Annotated in this window: 12 protein-coding genes; 10 read left to right on the top strand and 2 right to left on the bottom strand. The window is 63.6% G+C overall.

The window, feature by feature from the left end:
* On the top strand, positions 1-847 hold an 847-nt coding region (locus ACQR1X_RS24825; RefSeq protein ID WP_434899760.1), incomplete at its 5' end, for an IS91 family transposase.
* Between the two features lie 388 nt (positions 848-1,235).
* Here ACQR1X_RS24825 and ACQR1X_RS24830 read toward each other — a convergent pair.
* The gene (locus tag ACQR1X_RS24830) at positions 1,236-2,810 is read right to left on the bottom strand and encodes a winged helix-turn-helix domain-containing tetratricopeptide repeat protein (RefSeq protein ID WP_316237293.1); all 1,575 of its coding nucleotides are present in this window, start codon (positions 2,808-2,810) and stop codon (positions 1,236-1,238) included.
* 138 nt (positions 2,811-2,948) lie between these two features.
* Between ACQR1X_RS24830 and ACQR1X_RS24835 the strand changes: the two genes are divergently transcribed.
* The 5 genes from ACQR1X_RS24835 to ACQR1X_RS24855 all read left to right on the top strand — a co-directional run bounded on the left by ACQR1X_RS24835 (position 2,949) and on the right by ACQR1X_RS24855 (position 8,036).
* The gene (locus ACQR1X_RS24835) at positions 2,949-3,698 is read left to right on the top strand and encodes an SDR family oxidoreductase (protein ID WP_434899761.1); all 750 of its coding nucleotides are present in this window, start codon (positions 2,949-2,951) and stop codon (positions 3,696-3,698) included.
* A 61-nt stretch (positions 3,699-3,759) separates the two neighbouring features.
* Positions 3,760-4,713 carry a helix-turn-helix transcriptional regulator gene (locus ACQR1X_RS24840; RefSeq protein WP_434899762.1) on the top strand — a complete coding sequence of 318 codons (954 nt, stop codon included), beginning with the start codon at positions 3,760-3,762 and terminating at the stop codon, positions 4,711-4,713.
* Between the two features lie 99 nt (positions 4,714-4,812).
* Positions 4,813-5,802, top strand: coding sequence for an alpha/beta fold hydrolase (locus ACQR1X_RS24845; RefSeq protein WP_434899763.1), 990 nt, complete (start codon positions 4,813-4,815; stop codon positions 5,800-5,802).
* Between the two features lie 38 nt (positions 5,803-5,840).
* Positions 5,841-7,046: an NAD(P)/FAD-dependent oxidoreductase gene (locus ACQR1X_RS24850; protein ID WP_316237289.1), complete on the top strand. Its 1,206-nt coding sequence runs from the start codon at positions 5,841-5,843 to the stop codon at positions 7,044-7,046.
* Between the two features lie 72 nt (positions 7,047-7,118).
* A complete protein-coding gene (locus tag ACQR1X_RS24855) occupies positions 7,119-8,036 on the top strand; it encodes an MBL fold metallo-hydrolase (protein ID WP_434899764.1) in 918 nt (305 codons plus the stop codon).
* A 223-nt stretch (positions 8,037-8,259) separates the two neighbouring features.
* Here the strand turns inward: ACQR1X_RS24855 and ACQR1X_RS24860 are convergent, their stop codons facing one another.
* Positions 8,260-8,901, bottom strand: a complete 642-nt coding sequence (locus ACQR1X_RS24860; RefSeq protein WP_434899765.1) for a hypothetical protein — start codon at positions 8,899-8,901, stop codon at positions 8,260-8,262.
* Between the two features lie 363 nt (positions 8,902-9,264).
* Between ACQR1X_RS24860 and ACQR1X_RS24865 the strand changes: the two genes are divergently transcribed.
* The 4 genes from ACQR1X_RS24865 (at position 9,265) to ACQR1X_RS24880 (ending at position 15,362) form a co-directional block, all read left to right on the top strand.
* Positions 9,265-9,591, top strand: coding sequence for a SecDF P1 head subdomain-containing protein (locus ACQR1X_RS24865; RefSeq protein WP_434899766.1), 327 nt, complete (start codon positions 9,265-9,267; stop codon positions 9,589-9,591).
* 201 nt (positions 9,592-9,792) lie between these two features.
* Complete coding sequence (locus tag ACQR1X_RS24870) at positions 9,793-11,952, top strand: exonuclease domain-containing protein (protein ID WP_434899767.1); 2,160 nt, start codon at positions 9,793-9,795, stop codon at positions 11,950-11,952.
* A 219-nt stretch (positions 11,953-12,171) separates the two neighbouring features.
* Complete coding sequence (locus ACQR1X_RS24875) at positions 12,172-13,128, top strand: ArdC family protein (RefSeq protein ID WP_434899768.1); 957 nt, start codon at positions 12,172-12,174, stop codon at positions 13,126-13,128.
* 110 nt (positions 13,129-13,238) lie between these two features.
* Positions 13,239-15,362, top strand: coding sequence for a ParB N-terminal domain-containing protein (locus ACQR1X_RS24880; protein ID WP_434899769.1), 2,124 nt, complete (start codon positions 13,239-13,241; stop codon positions 15,360-15,362).
* The last annotated feature ends 190 nt before the right edge of the window (positions 15,363-15,552 follow it).

Genomic DNA, 15,552 nt, shown 5'->3' on the forward strand with positions numbered 1-15,552 from the left:
CGATCTGCTGTTCAAGGTCTCGGCCGAGACGATGCTGACGGTCGCCGCCGACCCGAAGCATCTCGGCGCCAGGATCGGCATCACGTCCGTGCTGCACACCTGGGGCTCGGCCATGACCCACCACCCGCATGTGCACATGATCGTGCCGGGCGGCGGCATCTCGCCCGACGGCCAGCGCTGGGTGTCCTGCCGGCCGGGCTTCTTCCTGCCGGTGCGCGTGCTCTCACGCCTGTTCCGGCGGCTATTCCTGGAGCGCCTCGCCGCCCTCCACCAGGCCGGGCGCCTGAGCTTCTTCGGCAACGACGCCCATCTCGCCGGAGCACGATCATTCGCCGCATGGCTTGCAGCGTCGCGCAAGACGGAATGGGTCGTCTATGCCAAGCGTCCGTTCGGCGGCCCTGAAGCCGTGCTCGCCTATCTGTCGCGCTATACCCACCGCGTCGCCATCGCCAACAGACGCCTGATCGCCTTCGACCAGCACGGCGTCACCTTCAGGTGGAAGGACTACCGCGTCGAGGGCCGCGACCGTCAAAAGCGGATGACGCTCGCGACAGACGAGTTCATCCGCCGCTTCCTCATCCACGTGCTGCCAAAGGGCTTCCACCGCATCCGCCACTACGGGCTGCTTGCGCGGGGAACCTGCGCCGACAACGTCGCACGCGCGCGCGAGCTGCTCGCTGTCAAGGATCGCGAGGATGAGCCGACCGAGACCACCGTCGACACGGCCAAGCCGCGCTGTCCATGCTGTGGCGGCCGCATGATCGTCATCGAGGTCTTTGAGCGAGGCGCAACGCCGCGTCACCGATCGACCGCACCAACCAGCGCCATCAGGATCGACACGTCGTGACCGCGCAACCGCCATTCTGCAAAGTTGCTCGCAGTGCCCGCCGCTCATCGATCGGCCACGGCGGAGCGCACGCAGGCTTTCCTCTTTCGTCGCCGATCGGCCGACATTTGATTGCGTTCGACGCAGCCTACCGCTCATTCATCGGCCGCGTCGCCGTCGCGCAGCTCGCTGCACCGGCTCAAACCAAATCGGCCAGCTCGCCTGCAGCGCTCAAATCCCCATAGAGCCCGCCGCACCGGTCCTGCCCACCATGCGCGGTTTCCTCCCTTGGAGGCTTTCGGACGCCGGCCGCCCGAATATGCCGCGCCGTCAATCATGCGGCCGGCATCCGAAACCCTTCACAGAAACAGACCTCAGCGATCGATTGACGGGTCGTAAAGCTGGGCTCTCACTCCGGCAGGCCTGCCAGCCGCAGCCCCTTCTTGAACGTAGCCCGATGCTCAGGCCGCTGGATCGGTATCCAACTCTCCAGATTGGAAATACGAAACGCGGGATGCAGCTTGAGCAAATGAGCGGCTGCATCTTTCGCTTGCGCCATTCGGCCGGCAATCGCGTGCGACGCGATGATAATCAGCACGACGAACCCCGAGCTCGGCAACTGCTGGAACGACCGCTCGGCCCAGGCCAGAGCCTGATCGAACCGCTCCGCGAAAAGATGCGCCATTGCCATGCCGGCCTGCATCCGGAACATCTCCGGATCGAGCGGGCTGAACCGCATCGCGCGTGAGAAGAATTCGATGGCGCTCTCGGGATTGCCGCGTAGGACCCGCAGGAAGCCGCCCAGGAACCAGGCCGCCGCCAGATTGGGGTTGAGCAGCAGAGCCCTGTCGAGCAATGCAACCGCGCCTTCCAGATCGCCGGCGAGATGGGCCAGCGTATGCCCAGCCCGGGTGAGCGCGACGGCATCATCCCTGCCCAATTCGATCGCCAAGCGGGCCAGCCGGATGCCTTCGGCGTATTCCCGGGACTGATCGGTCATCCAGCCGTTGATCTTGCGCAGGCAATAGCACCACGCCGCCATCGCATGCGCCGAGGCAAAGCCGGAATCGAGCGAAAGCGCCTTCTCAAACAGCAACAAGGCCTCGTCGATCGCGTCTCGCGTCCCGCGATGCAGATGCGGCATGGCGCGCAGATAGTGATCATATGCGCTCAGATTGCCGGTCGGCTTTCGCCGGGCGCGTTCGATTTCCGCGCGTTCGAGTTGCGAGGCAATCACCCCGACGATGCTGGTTGCGATCTGGTCCTGAAGCTCGAACAGGTCGTCGATGGTCTCTTCAAATTTGTCCGCCCACACATGAGTGCCGGTCGTCGCATCCACGAGCTGCCCGGTGATGCGCACCCGGTTGGCGGATTGCCGCACGCTGCCTTCGACGACGTAGCGCACGCCGAGCTCACGGCCGACCTGCTGCTCGTTCACGGTGCGGCCCTTGTAGGTGAAGCTCGAATTGCGGGCGATCACGAACAGCCAGCCGATCCGTGACAACGCGGTGATGATGTCTTCGACGACGCCATCCGCAAAATAGTCCTGCCCGGGATCGCCGCTGAGGTTTCGAAACGGCAGCACCGCGACGGAGGGAGCATCCGGGAGTGATAGCGTCGGCAGCTGATCGACCGAAGAATGCGATCGGGCATCTGGGACGGTCGCGGACACCTCGTCCTGCCGGACCCGGCCGATGAAGCGCAGTCCCTTGCGCGAAATCGTCCGGATCAGGCGCTGCTCCTTGCCGCTATCGCCGACCGCCCGGCGCACCGCGTTGACGTGACTCGTCATCGTCGATTCGGAGACGATGCGACCGTCCCAAACGGCGCCCAGCAGATCGTCACGCGTCACGACCTGATCCCGGTTGCGAACCAGGTAGAGCAGAAGGTCGAAAACTTTGGGCCCGACCGCGACGAGCTGCGAGCCCCGCGTCAGCTCGCGCCTCTCCGCATCCAGGCAACAATCTTCGAACAGGAAACGCAAGGCCGCTCCGCTTGGACGACAATCCAACGAGAATTGAAGGCCAATTCAAGCCTTCCGCAAGGCTTTCCTGCCTGCATCCGCCCATCCTCGCTGTTGTAACCAGGTCGTCTCCGGCCGGGAAAGTCGAGGAAAATCAGCATGAAGATCGTTGTCGTCGGGGGAGCCGGCCTGATCGGGACAAAACTGGCGGGCCTGTTGCGTCGCAAGGGTCACGAGGTCGTTTCGGCCTCCCCCCGCACGGGCGTCGACGCCTTCACCGGTGAGGGGCTCGACCTTGCGCTGTCGGGCGCGGACGTCGTCGTCGATGTCGCCAATTCACCGTCGTTCGAGGACAATGCGGTTCTGGAATTCTTCAGGAGGTCGACCCGTAACGTGCTTGCGGCCGAGGCCGCCGCGGGCGTCCAGCACCACGTCGCACTGTCCATCGTCGGGACCGATCGCCTTCCGGATTGCGGCTATTTCCGCGGCAAGCTCGCTCAGGAGCATCTGATCCGCAGCTCAGGTCGTTCCTACAGCATTCTCCGGGCCACCCAGTTCTTCGAGTTTGCCGGCCATATCGTCGCGACTTCCACACATGGGCAAGTCGCCCGGCTGTCGCCGGCGCTTTTTCAACCGGTGGCCGCGGACGATGTCGCTGCCGCACTCGCCGATGTGGCGCCGGCCGCGCCGATCAACGGCATCGTCGAACTGGCTGGCCCGGAGCAGCTCAGCCTCGACGAATTCGGCCGCCGATACCTCGCCGCGATCAATGACCCGCGCAAGGTCGTCGCCGATATCCACGCCCGCTATTTCGGCACGGAGCTGGACGACCGATCGCTCACGCCGGGCGACCATCCGCGGCTCGGCGCCATCCGCTTCGGAGATTGGCTTTCGTTCCTTCGCCAGTAACGCAAGCGCGGCCGGCGGTGCTCTCCGGCAACCGCCACGCCGCTCCTCGTGCGAGATGAACATGACCAAGGCTGTTCCACACGATCTTGAGGGAGAGGAGACGGCGGCCGCGCCCGAACCGCGCGAAGCCGTTCGCCCGTCGGCCAACCGCCCTCTCGCGGACGCCGAGATGGCCCGCGTGCTCGGCACCGAGCCATTTCGCATGGCACTGGACGCGACCGGCGGCGGGGTGACGCACTGGAAGCACGACCCGCTCCACGACGTCGTCGAGCCGATGACCCACCACGTCATCATGGCCTACAACGGCGTGGTTCAGCGCATGGAGCGGCGGTCGGGACGTTTCGTCTCGGCAGGCACGTTTCGTCCCGGTGTCGTCATCATCATTCCCGAAGGCGCAAGCTCGCGATGGGACATCCCGAAGCCGGTCGATGTCGTGCAACTCTATCTTCCGCACAGCACGCTGGTGCGCGTGGCCGACGAAGCCGGAACCACGAGGCCGGCCGATCTCCTCGAACGGACCGCGCATCCCGACGCGATCACGTCCCGCCTGCTGCTGAGCGCCGCGGACGTCCTCGAAGGCAACGAGGCTCTTGACTCGCTGTTTAGGCAGCAACTCACCGACCTCCTCGCCACGCGTCTGCTGGCCGCGCACGCCGGCGCGCCGACCGCGGTCCATCCCGTCGTCGGCGGTCTGGCGCCGAGAGTGCTGATGCGCGCCATCGAGCGGCTTCGCTCGGAGAGCGAAGCGGACGTCTCGCTTGCGGCGCTCGCGGCGGACGCCGGCCTGTCGCGCTTCCATTTCTGCCGCGCCTTCAAGGAAAGCACCGGGCTCTCGCCGCATGCCTGGCTCCGCCAGCGCCGGCTCGAGCAGGCGATGCAGATGCTGCGTGACACGGACGTGTCCGTGGTCACGGTCGCGGCAGCGCTCGGCTACGCCTCGCAGACCGCGTTTGCTGCTGCATTCAAGCGGCTGACCGGGGACACCCCTACCGATTGGCGCCGGCGGGCGCGTTAGCAGCAATTGCTCTTTAGTCGCCGCAACCGCGCTGGGGCACCAGCACACAGGGCTCGTTAGATCATCATCGTGTCCATGCCCGCCAACCGGAGATGACCAATGCCCTTTAACAAGCCGCTCAACCGGATTGCGAACACTACGCGCCGGAAGATCCTCGCGACCTCGGTGATGTCCGCCGTCTCGCTCAGCGTCCGCTCCACGACCGCGATCGGCGACGAGTCGAGAAGCCCGGCCATCGCCGCGCAGCCGGCGGATCCAACGGCGTTCGTGACGACCAAAGACTGCGTGAAGATTTTCTACAAGGACTGGGGGCCGAAATCGGGCCAGCCCATCGTCTTCCATCACGGCTGGCCGCTCTCCTCCGACGACTGGGATACGCAGATGCTGCATTTCGTCGGCAAGGGGTTTCGCGTGATCGCCCATGATCGCCGCGGTCACGGCCGCTCTAGCCAGGTCGGCGACGGCCACGACATGGATCACTACGCGGCCGATACTGCCGCGGTGGTCGATCATCTTGACCTGCGGAATGCGATCCATGTCGGACATTCCACCGGCGGCGGCGAAGCCGTCCGCTACGTCGCGCGTCACGGCCGCGGCCGCGTTGCCAAGCTCGTGCTGATCAGCGCCGTGCCGCCGCTGATGGTCAAGACAGAAAACAATCCCGGCGGCTTGCCGGTCACCGTTCTCGACGAGGTGCGCCGGCAACTCGCCGCCGGCCGGGCGCAGTTCTATCTGGAATTCGCGAGCGGTCCGTTCTTTGGCTACAACCGCCCCGGTGCCACGGCGTCGCAGGCGGTGATCTGGAATTGGTGGCGTCAGGCCATGAGCGGCGGCGCCAAGGCGCATCTCGACGGCATCAGGGCTTTCTCCGAAACCGACTTTACCGAAGACCTCAAGGCCATCGCGGTGCCGACCCTCGTCCTGCACGGCAGCGACGATCAGATCGTTCCGGTCGCGGACTCGGCGCCGCTGTCGGCGAAATTGCTGAAGAACAGCTCGCTGAAAATCTACGACGGCCTGCCGCACGGCATCTGTACCACCCATGCAGCGATCGTGAATGCCGATCTGTCGGCCTTCATCGCCGGCTGATCCTCTGCATCGATCCAATCCAATCACAGGAGATACAAATGCGACTGGTCATCATCGGTGCCGGCTTCGCCGGCATGTATGCTGCATTGTCCGCTGCCCGGCTGCGCGACATTCACGGCGTTTCGCCCGAGGCGCTGGAGATCGCGCTGATCGCCCCGGAGCCGACCTTGGTCGTCCGTCCGCGGCTCTACGAACCAAACCCCGAAGCGCTGACGGCGCCGCTGCTGGATGTGCTCAAGGCGATCGACGTGGTCTATGTGCAAGGCACCGCCGAGGCGATCGATGCTGCGGCACGCGAAGCGAGCATAGCGGCACCCGGGGGCAAACGAACGCGGCTCACCTACGATCGCTTGGTCGTGGCCACCGGCAGCCGGCTATTTCGTCCGAGCATTCCCGGCCTTGCCGAGCACGGTTTCAGCGTCGACTCGCTGGACGACGCGGTGGCCCTCGATAGGCACCTGCACGGACTGGCCGGCCGGCCGGCCGGGAATGGCCGCGACACGGTCGTCGTCGCCGGCGGCGGGTTCACGGGTATCGAAGTAGCCACCGAGATACCCGCGCGGCTCCGCGCCATTCTCGGCCCCGATGCGCGGCCGCGCGTCGTCATCGTCGAGCGCAATCCGGTCATCGCTCCCGATATGGCCGAATCCGCGCGTCTCGTCATCGAGGATGCGCTGAAGCGGATCGGCGTGGAAACGCGGCTCGAAGTCGGCGTTGCGTCGCTCGACCAGTTCGGCGTGACCTTGTCGGGCGGCGAGCGCATCGCAGCCGAAACCGTAATCTGGGCCGCCGGCATGCGTGCCGCGCCCCTGACCGAGCAGATTCCTGCCGAGCGCGACAGTTTCGGGCGGCTGCTGGTCGACCGCGACCTGCGCGTGCCGAGCGCGGCGGGCATCTTCGCGACGGGCGACGCTGCGCGCGCCGCCTGTGATGATGACGGCAACTATGCGCTGATGTCGTGCCAGCATGCCACGCGGATGGGCGCTTTCGCCGGCAACAATGCCGCCGCCGAACTGCTCGGCGTTCCGACCACGCCTTATCACCAGGAGGCCTACGTCACCTGCCTCGATCTCGGCGAGGCCGGCGCTCTGTTCACACGCGGCTGGGATCGGACGGTCGAGATGGTCGGCGACCAGGCGAAGAAGACCAAACGGGAGATCAACACCGTCTGGATCTACCCGCCGCTTGCTGAACGTGCCGCTGCACTCGCCTCCGCCGATCCGGAACGCGTCACCAATCTCTGACCGCCTCAACCGAACGAGCCGGACGTGCTCAGGGATGAACCATCCTTCAATGACCTGCAACAGGAGACCAACATGAATCTGCAAAACACCTCTCACCTCGCCACATCGAAGCCGGATGAACTGGTGCCGTCGCGCTACGCCCTGAAAGTCGGCGAGATCGACGTGCTGGTTATCAGCGACGGGGTGCTCCCGCTGCCGACAACGATGCTCGGGCACAACGCCGCGCCGTCGGCGCGAGCCGCCTGGTTCAAGGACATGTTCCTGCCGACCGACGCCTTCGATTGGGCCCTGAATGCCGTCGTCGTCCGCAGCGGCGGGAAGACCATCCTGATCGACGCGGGGCTCGGGTCTGATCCCGACCTGAACCTGCCCCGAGCCGGACAGCTGATCAAACGCCTAGAAGCCGCCGGTATCGATCTCGCGTCCGTCACCGACGTCGTGCTGACCCATATGCACATGGATCACGTCGGCGGCCTGCTCGTCGAGGGCGTGAAGGACCGGTTGCATCCGGACCTGCAAATCCACGTTGCGGCCGCCGAAGTCGAATTCTGGCGCGCGCCGGATTTCTCGCGAACGGCGATGCCGGAAGGCTTCCCGGACGCGCTGCGCACAGCCGCGAAGCGGTTCGCGAAGGAGTACCATAACCAGATCCGGCAGTTCGACGAGGAGCACGAAGTCGCGCCGGGCGTTGTCGTCCGCCGCACCGGCGGTCACACCCCGGGACACAGCATCGTCCGCCTGACGTCCGGCGGCGAAGCGATGACCTTCGCGGGCGACGCCGTGTTCACGGTCGGCTTCGAACATCCCGACTGGCACAACGGCTTCGAGCACGACCCGGACGAGGCAACGCGCGTTCGCGAGGGATTGCTGCGGGACTTGGCGAAGACGGGCGAGTTGCTGGTCGCCACCCATATGCCGTTCCCGTCCATCGGGCGCGTCGGGCGCGAAGGTAACGTGTTTCGGTTCGTGCCGATCTACTGGGACTACTAATCGTTCGCCGGATTGAAGCCGGGCTGCGGTGCAGGACATCACCAGGAAGTGCGCCTGCGCCGCAGTTTGCTCAGTTATTCGATGACGGCGGTGTCAAATGAATTTACGTTGCCAGTAGAGTGAACAAATTAAGAAAGTCGGCTTTGGGGCCAGAAGCGGACTTGCCTCTCCGGCGCGCTTGGGATCATTCGATGGATGGATTCGTGGACGGTTCAAGCGCGACTTACCGCTCAATTGCCATCCAGCGTCCGAGGCTTTTCATTTCCAGCGGTGCCCAGCGCGATTTCGTCTCGCTGGCGCGAGCGATCTCGAACCAGATGCGCGGCGTCTTCCGGGCGATAGAGATCGCGTTGGGAAGCGTCTGATGAGGCATGACGGGTCTCGGACGCGGAATGGCGATGTCGCCGGCCATGAAGCCGCACGCCAAGAGCACGCGATCCGCTTCTGGTTTCTCGATTACAGCGGCTTGCAACCGTTCTCTGAGGTGATCGAATGTGATTGCGGTGAGGCGGATGTCGGCGAAGACGGGGGTATGACTCGAATAGTGCTGCAGTCCAAGCTCTCTGGCCTCATTGAGCTCGCAGAGATGGAAGGCGCTGCCTTCCAACTCGGCATTCCCTGCACGTCGCTGGATTACAATTTTGTCCAGGTCCCTCAATCTGTACGCGTCTTCGCCGGCAGAGAAGTCAGCGGCCTGCGTGACGAAATCGAGCCGATTCTGCCAATGGGGCAACCAGAACTCTTCGACGAGCGGTCCGCACCACGCGTCCTCCATGATCGACGGTTCAAACAATAGCGTCAACCGGCGTTCCTGCCGCCACTCGGCGTGCCATTCGTCTTCCGAAAGGATCTCGACGCCTTTCATACGGCAACCCCGGTGTTCTGTTGACCGCATCCACACGGCACAAGATGTTGCGGATGGTATAAGACGACTCTCTGCCTACGAAAGAGCTTACAACAAGTCGCCTCGTCGATTTGCTGGTAAAACCGGGCGAGTCCGCTTTAGGTCTTGGCCGCGTGAAAACGTTTCATCGCGGGTGACGCCGCTTTGAACAGCCCTTGGGGCTCCGGATTGGCGCCGAAAGGCACAATTACAGGCAAATAACCGCATTCTTCGCAATAAATTGGACGTCATGTCAGCATCCGAACTTGGAGCCAGGCAATGAAGTCATGCGCGTCTCGAACACTTCTCATCGCACTCACCAGCGTCCTATGGATTCCAGGATGCATGGCCGAACAAATTGTAGTTCCGCTCGTCGGAGCGGTTGCTGATCATGACCAACGGACAGGAAGGCCGATCTTAAGACTCTCCTTTGCAGAGGCGTCCAATGAGAAGATGCGCAACTTTGGGAACAACCACGCTGGCGAGAAGGTCGAGTTCTGCCTTCATGGACGGGTGCTTTTTATGCCGGTTCTGAGAGAGCCCATGTCAGCCGGGACGGCGCAGATCAGCGATCCCAGTTGGACGGACCAAGTGGTGCTTGAGCTGGCGAAACAACTCTCCGACATGCCAGCAGGGGAAATTGAAATCCGATCGTTGGCGGAGCCGAAGTAGTATCTGTCGGGTCATTTTCGACGGATTCGGTCGTGATTGTCGCGGGCACTCACTTGACGAATCGAGGCTAAAAGAACGAAAGTGGAACAGAATAGCCGCAACGTCAAGTAGGCCCCAATGCTTCGCCCTCACCTCGGGAAGAAGGGTTCGGACTGAACAGCGCTACGCTATGCAAGAGAAGGCATCAAGAGAGCGCTCCGGATGAAGCCGCAAGTTCTTCCTGTCTATTACTACCTTGATCATTTTACGGAGGTGCTTGGCTTCGTGAAGAAGACTTACGGTGCTGTCCTGACCCCGGAGCACCATCTCTTCATCGAGCAATTTGACGGTCTTCCCAGGGATGCACAATGCCTTCTTGTCCGCATGGTCAATCGGCGGGGAGCGATCTTCAATCGCGCGCTCTTCAAATATCCAGAGATTGCAGATGTTGAAGCCGCGGCTCGGCATCTGCTTGCCAGCGCCCATGCTCGTGTTCTGCAGGTCGACGACTACGCCGCTTTCGTAACATGCTTGCCCAAAGACATCCTTGTGACGGCGGCGCATGCATCTGGAAGATCCGATATTCGCAAATCCTGGTCGAAGTCCAAGCTCATCGAATACTTTCTCGCCAATGTTCCTTTCGAGGTCGCTGCTCGGCATTGTGGTGGGAAGAACTTCATCGCGCTTCACAACACGCGGCCGATCGAATTTATGCTCTATCTCTATTTTGGCAAGACGGAGCGGGATCTCAAGACCTTTGCGCTACGCGATCTCGGCATCATGCGCACCAACAATGCGACCTCGTTCAGTGCACGCTTTGCGGATGGCGATGAAGCCCACGCCTGCTTTCATTATAGTAGCCTGCTCGACCAACTCGAGACCGAAGCCGAGGCTGTCTATCGCCAGGGAGTGGTCGACCTGCTCGGCGGGCCGCCAGGTCCGACAGATTACGCTCAGGACCTGAGAAGCCGTGCCGCCTTCAAGCTTGGCCAGTTCTTCGAGAAGGGCGCCGATACGGCGCTCGCACTTCAACTCTATCGTGCCGGCTCGTCCCCCGAATGCCGCGAGCGCCTCGTGCGCCTTCACTACAGTCTGGGCGCGAAAAGCGAATCTGAAGCACTTCTGCGCCAGATCATTGATGATCCGGCGAGCGACGAAGAGCACGTTTTTGCGGTTGACTTCTATGCGCGCAAGTTCGGCGGTCGGCGAACGGGGCTTTGCACCGAACTCCTGCGCTCGGGGCGCGTCGTCGCGGTCGACGACACACACCGGGGCACCCCGGAGGCCGGTGTCGCTGGGGTCATGCGGCGTCAGGGCAGCCAAGTATATTTTGCCGAGAACGCCTTGTGGCACACCCTGTTCGGCCTTCTGTTCTGGGACGAGCTGTTCGAATCCGGTCAATTGCACAGCGGCTTCGACTGGGTCCCTCAATGTCTCAAGGATCGCACGTTCATTCGGATGTTCAAGGCCCAGGTGAATGTGAAGCTTACCGCCGTCCGATCGGGTAATGCCCTTCCGCTGATCTTGCGTGCGCTTGCTGCGCGCTGGGGGCGGCCCAATGGCATCTTCAACTGGGATCGCTTTCAGATCGAGGCTGTCCGTACGCTTCTCGATCACGCCAGCCCTCATGGCATTGCCGCGATCTTGCACGCGATGTGCGAGGATTTTCGGGCGATGTGTGACGGATTCCCTGATCTGATGCTGCTTCGCGATGGCGCGGTCTCATTCTTGGAGATCAAGGCAGAGGGTGACGTCATCCGCCGCAACCAGCTCACGCGCCTGCGGCAACTGCAATCAGCCGGGCTCCAGGCTGAGATTTGCAGGGTCGAGTTTTGCTTCGACCCAGGGCAGGATTACATTGTTGTCGATATCGAGACGACCGGGAGCTGGGCGTCTGGCGACCGCATAACCGAGATTGGCGCGGTCAAGATCCGTAATCATCAGGTTGTCGATGAGTGGCACTCCCTGCTCAATCCTCAGCGTGCCATTCCGGCAAATATCATGCGGCTCACAGGAATCACGAACGAGATGGTTCGCGATGCTCCGGTTTTCGCATCTGTTGCAGACAGCTTTCTCGAATTCATGGGTGACGGCGTCTTCGTCGCGCACAACGTCAATTTCGACTATGGCTTTATCGCTTACGAGTTCAGCCGTCTCGATCGAAAGTTCCGCTTTCCCAAGCTTTGCACCTGCGCCGGAATGCGACGGCGCTATCCCGGCCATAACTCCTACGGGCTCGGAAATCTATGCCAGATCTATGACATCGAACTCGAGAGCCATCATCGCGCACTCTGCGATGCGAAGGCTGCCGGCCAGCTGCTCAATCTGATCAACAGGAAGCGCGAAAGTGAGGGCCCGCTGGCGGAGGAACAGGCCGCTTAAAGATGCGGTGTTGTCCCCAGAGAGGCAATACACGCATACAGCTCATCATCCCGGTGGACGCCAAACGGCGATGTCCTCCCGGAAGCTCCGGAGGGATTTCATGAGCCGTCGGCTCTGGATGGGCGTGAAGCTCGTTGAGAGCAAGAGTGCAGGCCGGGTTGGCCGTGACGGGTTGGAAGTGGCGAGAGAGTTCCGCCGCGCCCGTCGCGGAGATCCGCGATGCAGGGACGGAGACTTGGTGCGCGCGCTGGCGAGAGTCGGGCGAGCCTCTATGAGGAGATCACGAGCAAGATCATCGGTGAGCTGGAAGCTGGCCGGGTGCCCTGGGTTCGGCCATGGGGGACGCAAGCGGCAAAGGCTCAGCTGGCCTTGCCACGGAATGGGGCTACGGGTCGGGCGTACTCGGGGATCAACGTTCTCATCCTCTGGGGGGCAGTCATCGAGCACGGGTTGACGGGCCAGAGCTGGTTGACCTTCCGGCAAGCTCTCTCGCTTGGCGGTCATGTCCGCAAGGGCGAGCGCGGCGTCTCTGTCGTCTACGCCGACCGCTTTGTGCCATCGGATGAGCGGCAACGTGCCCGGGAGGTCGGCGAGGAGGCGCAAGCAATTCCGTTCCTGAAGCGGTTTACTGTATTCAACACCGACCAATGCGATGGTCTGCCAGATGATATCGCAACCGTGCCACCGCTTCCGCCGCCGGGTGTCATGGAGCCTGTGGTCGAGACCCTGATTGTCAACAGCGGCGTCGACTTCCGGATCGGGGGGGATCGTGCGTTCTATGCGCCAGTCGAAGATTTCGTGCAGGTGCCACTGCCAGCGGCGTTCTTTGAGCCGATCAACTGGTACCGCACCGCTTTGCATGAGCTCGCCCATGCGAGCGGTCATGCCTCTCGGCTGAATCGGGATCTCTCGGGTCGGTTCGGCAGCCGCAAATACGCCTTCGAGGAGCTGATCGCCGAGATCGCGGCCGCCTTCAGCTGCGCCGCGCTCGGCATCGTGCCGACCGTGCGCCACGCCGACTATCTCGGCTTCTGGCTCGACGTCCTGCGCGAGGATAGTCGCGCCATTGTCCGGGCGGCAAGCCAGGCGAGCCGCGTGGCCGACTATCTCCTCGGCTTTGCGCCGAGTGCTGGTGGCCTCGCTCAGCCGAGCGCTCCGGATCGCGTACTCGCGTGAACCTTGCACGCCTGGGTGAACAGTGGAGAGGGAGAGGGCGAGAGGTGTTCAGCGACGGGTTGAAGGCCTGAGAGAGAGGCTCCGGGCCGCCCGTCGTGGAGAACGAAGACATGACCAAGGCCGCTCACAAGGTCACGCTGTCGCCGTCGCGCGACATTCCTTTCAACAAACTCGTGCTCAGCCAGTCCAATGTGCGCCGGATCAAGGGCGGCGTTTCGATCGAGCAATTGGCCGAGAGCATCGCCGAGCGGACGCTGCTGCAAAGCCTGAATGTTCGGGCTGTCCTCGATGCCGAGGGCAGGGAGACCGGGATGTTCGAGGTGCCCGCGGGCGGCAGGCGCTACCGGGCGCTGGAGCTCCTGGTGAAGCAGAAGCGAATGGCGAAAACGCAAGCCGTGCCTTGCGTGGTGCGCGATTCCGGTTCGGCGCTGGACGACTCGCTCGCCGAGAACGACCAGCGTGTCGGTCTGCATCCGCTAGATCAATTTCAGGCATTCCAGGCCCTGCGTGACGGCGGCATGGGAGAGGAGGAGATCGCGGCGCGGCACTTCGTGACCGTTGCGGTCGTCAAGCAGCGGCTGCGGCTGGCCGCGGTCTCGCCGGCGCTTCTGGACGTGTATGCCGCCGACGGCATGACCCTGGAGCAGCTGATGGCGTTTTCGGTGACTTCGGATCATGCACGCCAACAGGAGGTCTGGGACAAGGTCAGCCGTTCCGGCGGCGATACGCCCTACCAGATCCGGCGGCAGCTCACCGAGCAGACGGTTCGGGCGTTCGATCGCAGGGTCCAGTTCATAGGACTGACTGCCTATGAGATGGCCGGCGGCGCTGTGCTGCGGGATCTGTTCGAGGCCGACGATGGCGGCTGGCTCCACAATGTCGCGCTGTTGGATCGGCTCGTGGCGGAGAAGCTGAAGGCTGAAGCGGAACGGATAGGCCTTGAGGGCTGGAAGTGGATCGCGGCCGCCGTGGACTTCCCTTTCGGGCATACCCATGGCTTGCGCGAGCTTCACGGGCAGCCGGCAGAGCTCACCGCCGACGAGCGGGCGACCATGGAAGCGCTGCGGGCCGAACAGGCCGGGCTCGAGGCCGAACACGGTCAGGCGGATGAACTGCCTGAGGATATCGATCAGCGTCTCGGTGAGATCGAGGCGGCGCTGCAGTCCTTTGACGAGCGGCCGACGACCTTCGATGCGGCCGAGATGGCGCGTGCTGGCGCGTTCGTCAGCATCGGCTCGGAAGGCCGACTGCGCGTCGCCCGCGGTTTCGTCCGACCCGAGGATGAGGCCGTGGTGTCAAAAGATGAGCCGGAGACCGAAGCTGGTCACGACAGGGCCACTGCGGCCGCCATTCCGGATAGGGAGGGCGGGGTGCCGGCGGCGACAATCGTCATCGGTCACGGCGAGCAGGACGCGCCCGCCGACGCGGAGGATGTCGAGCGGCCGCTGCCCGACCGGCTGATCAGCGAGCTCTCGGCGTATCGCACGCTCGCCCTTCGTGAGGCACTCGGCCGAGAGCCATCCATCGCCTTCCAGGCGGTGCTGCACACCTTCGTGCTCGCGGCCTTCTATCCCTACGGATCAGTCCTCAACTGCCTGGAGATCTCGCTGCGCACCCCGAGCTTCCCGGCGCAGCCGCCGGGCCTGCAGGACAGCGCTCCGGCAAAGGCGATCGCCGCGCGTCACGCGGCCTGGAAGGCGAAGCTGCCGGCCAACGACAAGGACCTCTGGGCAGCGTTGACGACGATGGACGGAGCGGCCCAGGCCGAGCTGTTCGCCCATTGTGCCGCGCAAGCGGTGAACGCGATCGTTGAGCCGGCCAGCCACGTGCATCAAGGCCGCCTGTCCGCCCACGGCGTCCGCGGGCGCCTCGAACAGGCCGACCATCTGTCGCGCGCCGTCGGGCTCGACATGACCAGCGCCGGCTGGAAGCCCACCGTCGACACCTATCTCGGTCGCGTCACCAAGCACCGCATCCTGCAGGCCGTGCGAGAAGCGAAGGGCGAAGCGTCGGCGCAGCTCATCGAGCATCTGAAGAAGCCGGACATGGCGCGCGAAGCCGAGCGGTTGCTCGAAGGCAGTCGCTGGTTGCCAGAGCCGCTGCGTGGCGCGGATGCCGAGGTAACGCAGGCGGCCGATGGCGTCGATGCCGCCAGCCTGCCGGCGTTCCTCAGTGAGGATGAGGAGGCGACGGAAGGCGGTGACGACGTAGAGGAGACCGTTGCCGCGGAATGATCAGCTTGCCTTCGCGGCCGATCCCAACCCCAACCTGAAGAAACCGAAGTGCAAGCCCGGTCAGATCGGCCGGGCTTTTTTCATGGAGATCACTGTCGCGTCGAGCAGCTCGAGAGTGAGAGAGGCGGAGCAGCGCGATTGAGTCCGCCGGACCGGAGAGAGCGTTCGGCGGTGCTCTTCCGTGTTCCGC

The organism is Bradyrhizobium sp. HKCCYLRH3073 (assembly GCF_051167995.1).
GTDB lineage: Bacteria > Pseudomonadota > Alphaproteobacteria > Rhizobiales > Xanthobacteraceae > Bradyrhizobium.

Excerpts from the sequence above, each read along its gene's own strand:
- ACQR1X_RS24835 (WP_434899761.1), top strand. The coding sequence starts at position 2,949 with ATGAAGATCGTTGTCGTCGGGGGAGCCGGCCTGATCGGGACAAAACTG.
- ACQR1X_RS24840 (WP_434899762.1), top strand. The coding sequence starts at position 3,760 with ATGACCAAGGCTGTTCCACACGATCTTGAGGGAGAGGAGACGGCGGCC.
- ACQR1X_RS24845 (WP_434899763.1), top strand. The coding sequence starts at position 4,813 with ATGCCCTTTAACAAGCCGCTCAACCGGATTGCGAACACTACGCGCCGG.
- ACQR1X_RS24850 (WP_316237289.1), top strand. The coding sequence starts at position 5,841 with ATGCGACTGGTCATCATCGGTGCCGGCTTCGCCGGCATGTATGCTGCA.
- ACQR1X_RS24855 (WP_434899764.1), top strand. The coding sequence starts at position 7,119 with ATGAATCTGCAAAACACCTCTCACCTCGCCACATCGAAGCCGGATGAA.
- ACQR1X_RS24860 (WP_434899765.1), bottom strand. The coding sequence starts at position 8,901 with ATGAAAGGCGTCGAGATCCTTTCGGAAGACGAATGGCACGCCGAGTGG.
- ACQR1X_RS24865 (WP_434899766.1), top strand. The coding sequence starts at position 9,265 with ATGGCCGAACAAATTGTAGTTCCGCTCGTCGGAGCGGTTGCTGATCAT.
- ACQR1X_RS24870 (WP_434899767.1), top strand. The coding sequence starts at position 9,793 with ATGAAGCCGCAAGTTCTTCCTGTCTATTACTACCTTGATCATTTTACG.
- ACQR1X_RS24875 (WP_434899768.1), top strand. The coding sequence starts at position 12,172 with ATGCAGGGACGGAGACTTGGTGCGCGCGCTGGCGAGAGTCGGGCGAGC.
- ACQR1X_RS24880 (WP_434899769.1), top strand. The coding sequence starts at position 13,239 with ATGACCAAGGCCGCTCACAAGGTCACGCTGTCGCCGTCGCGCGACATT.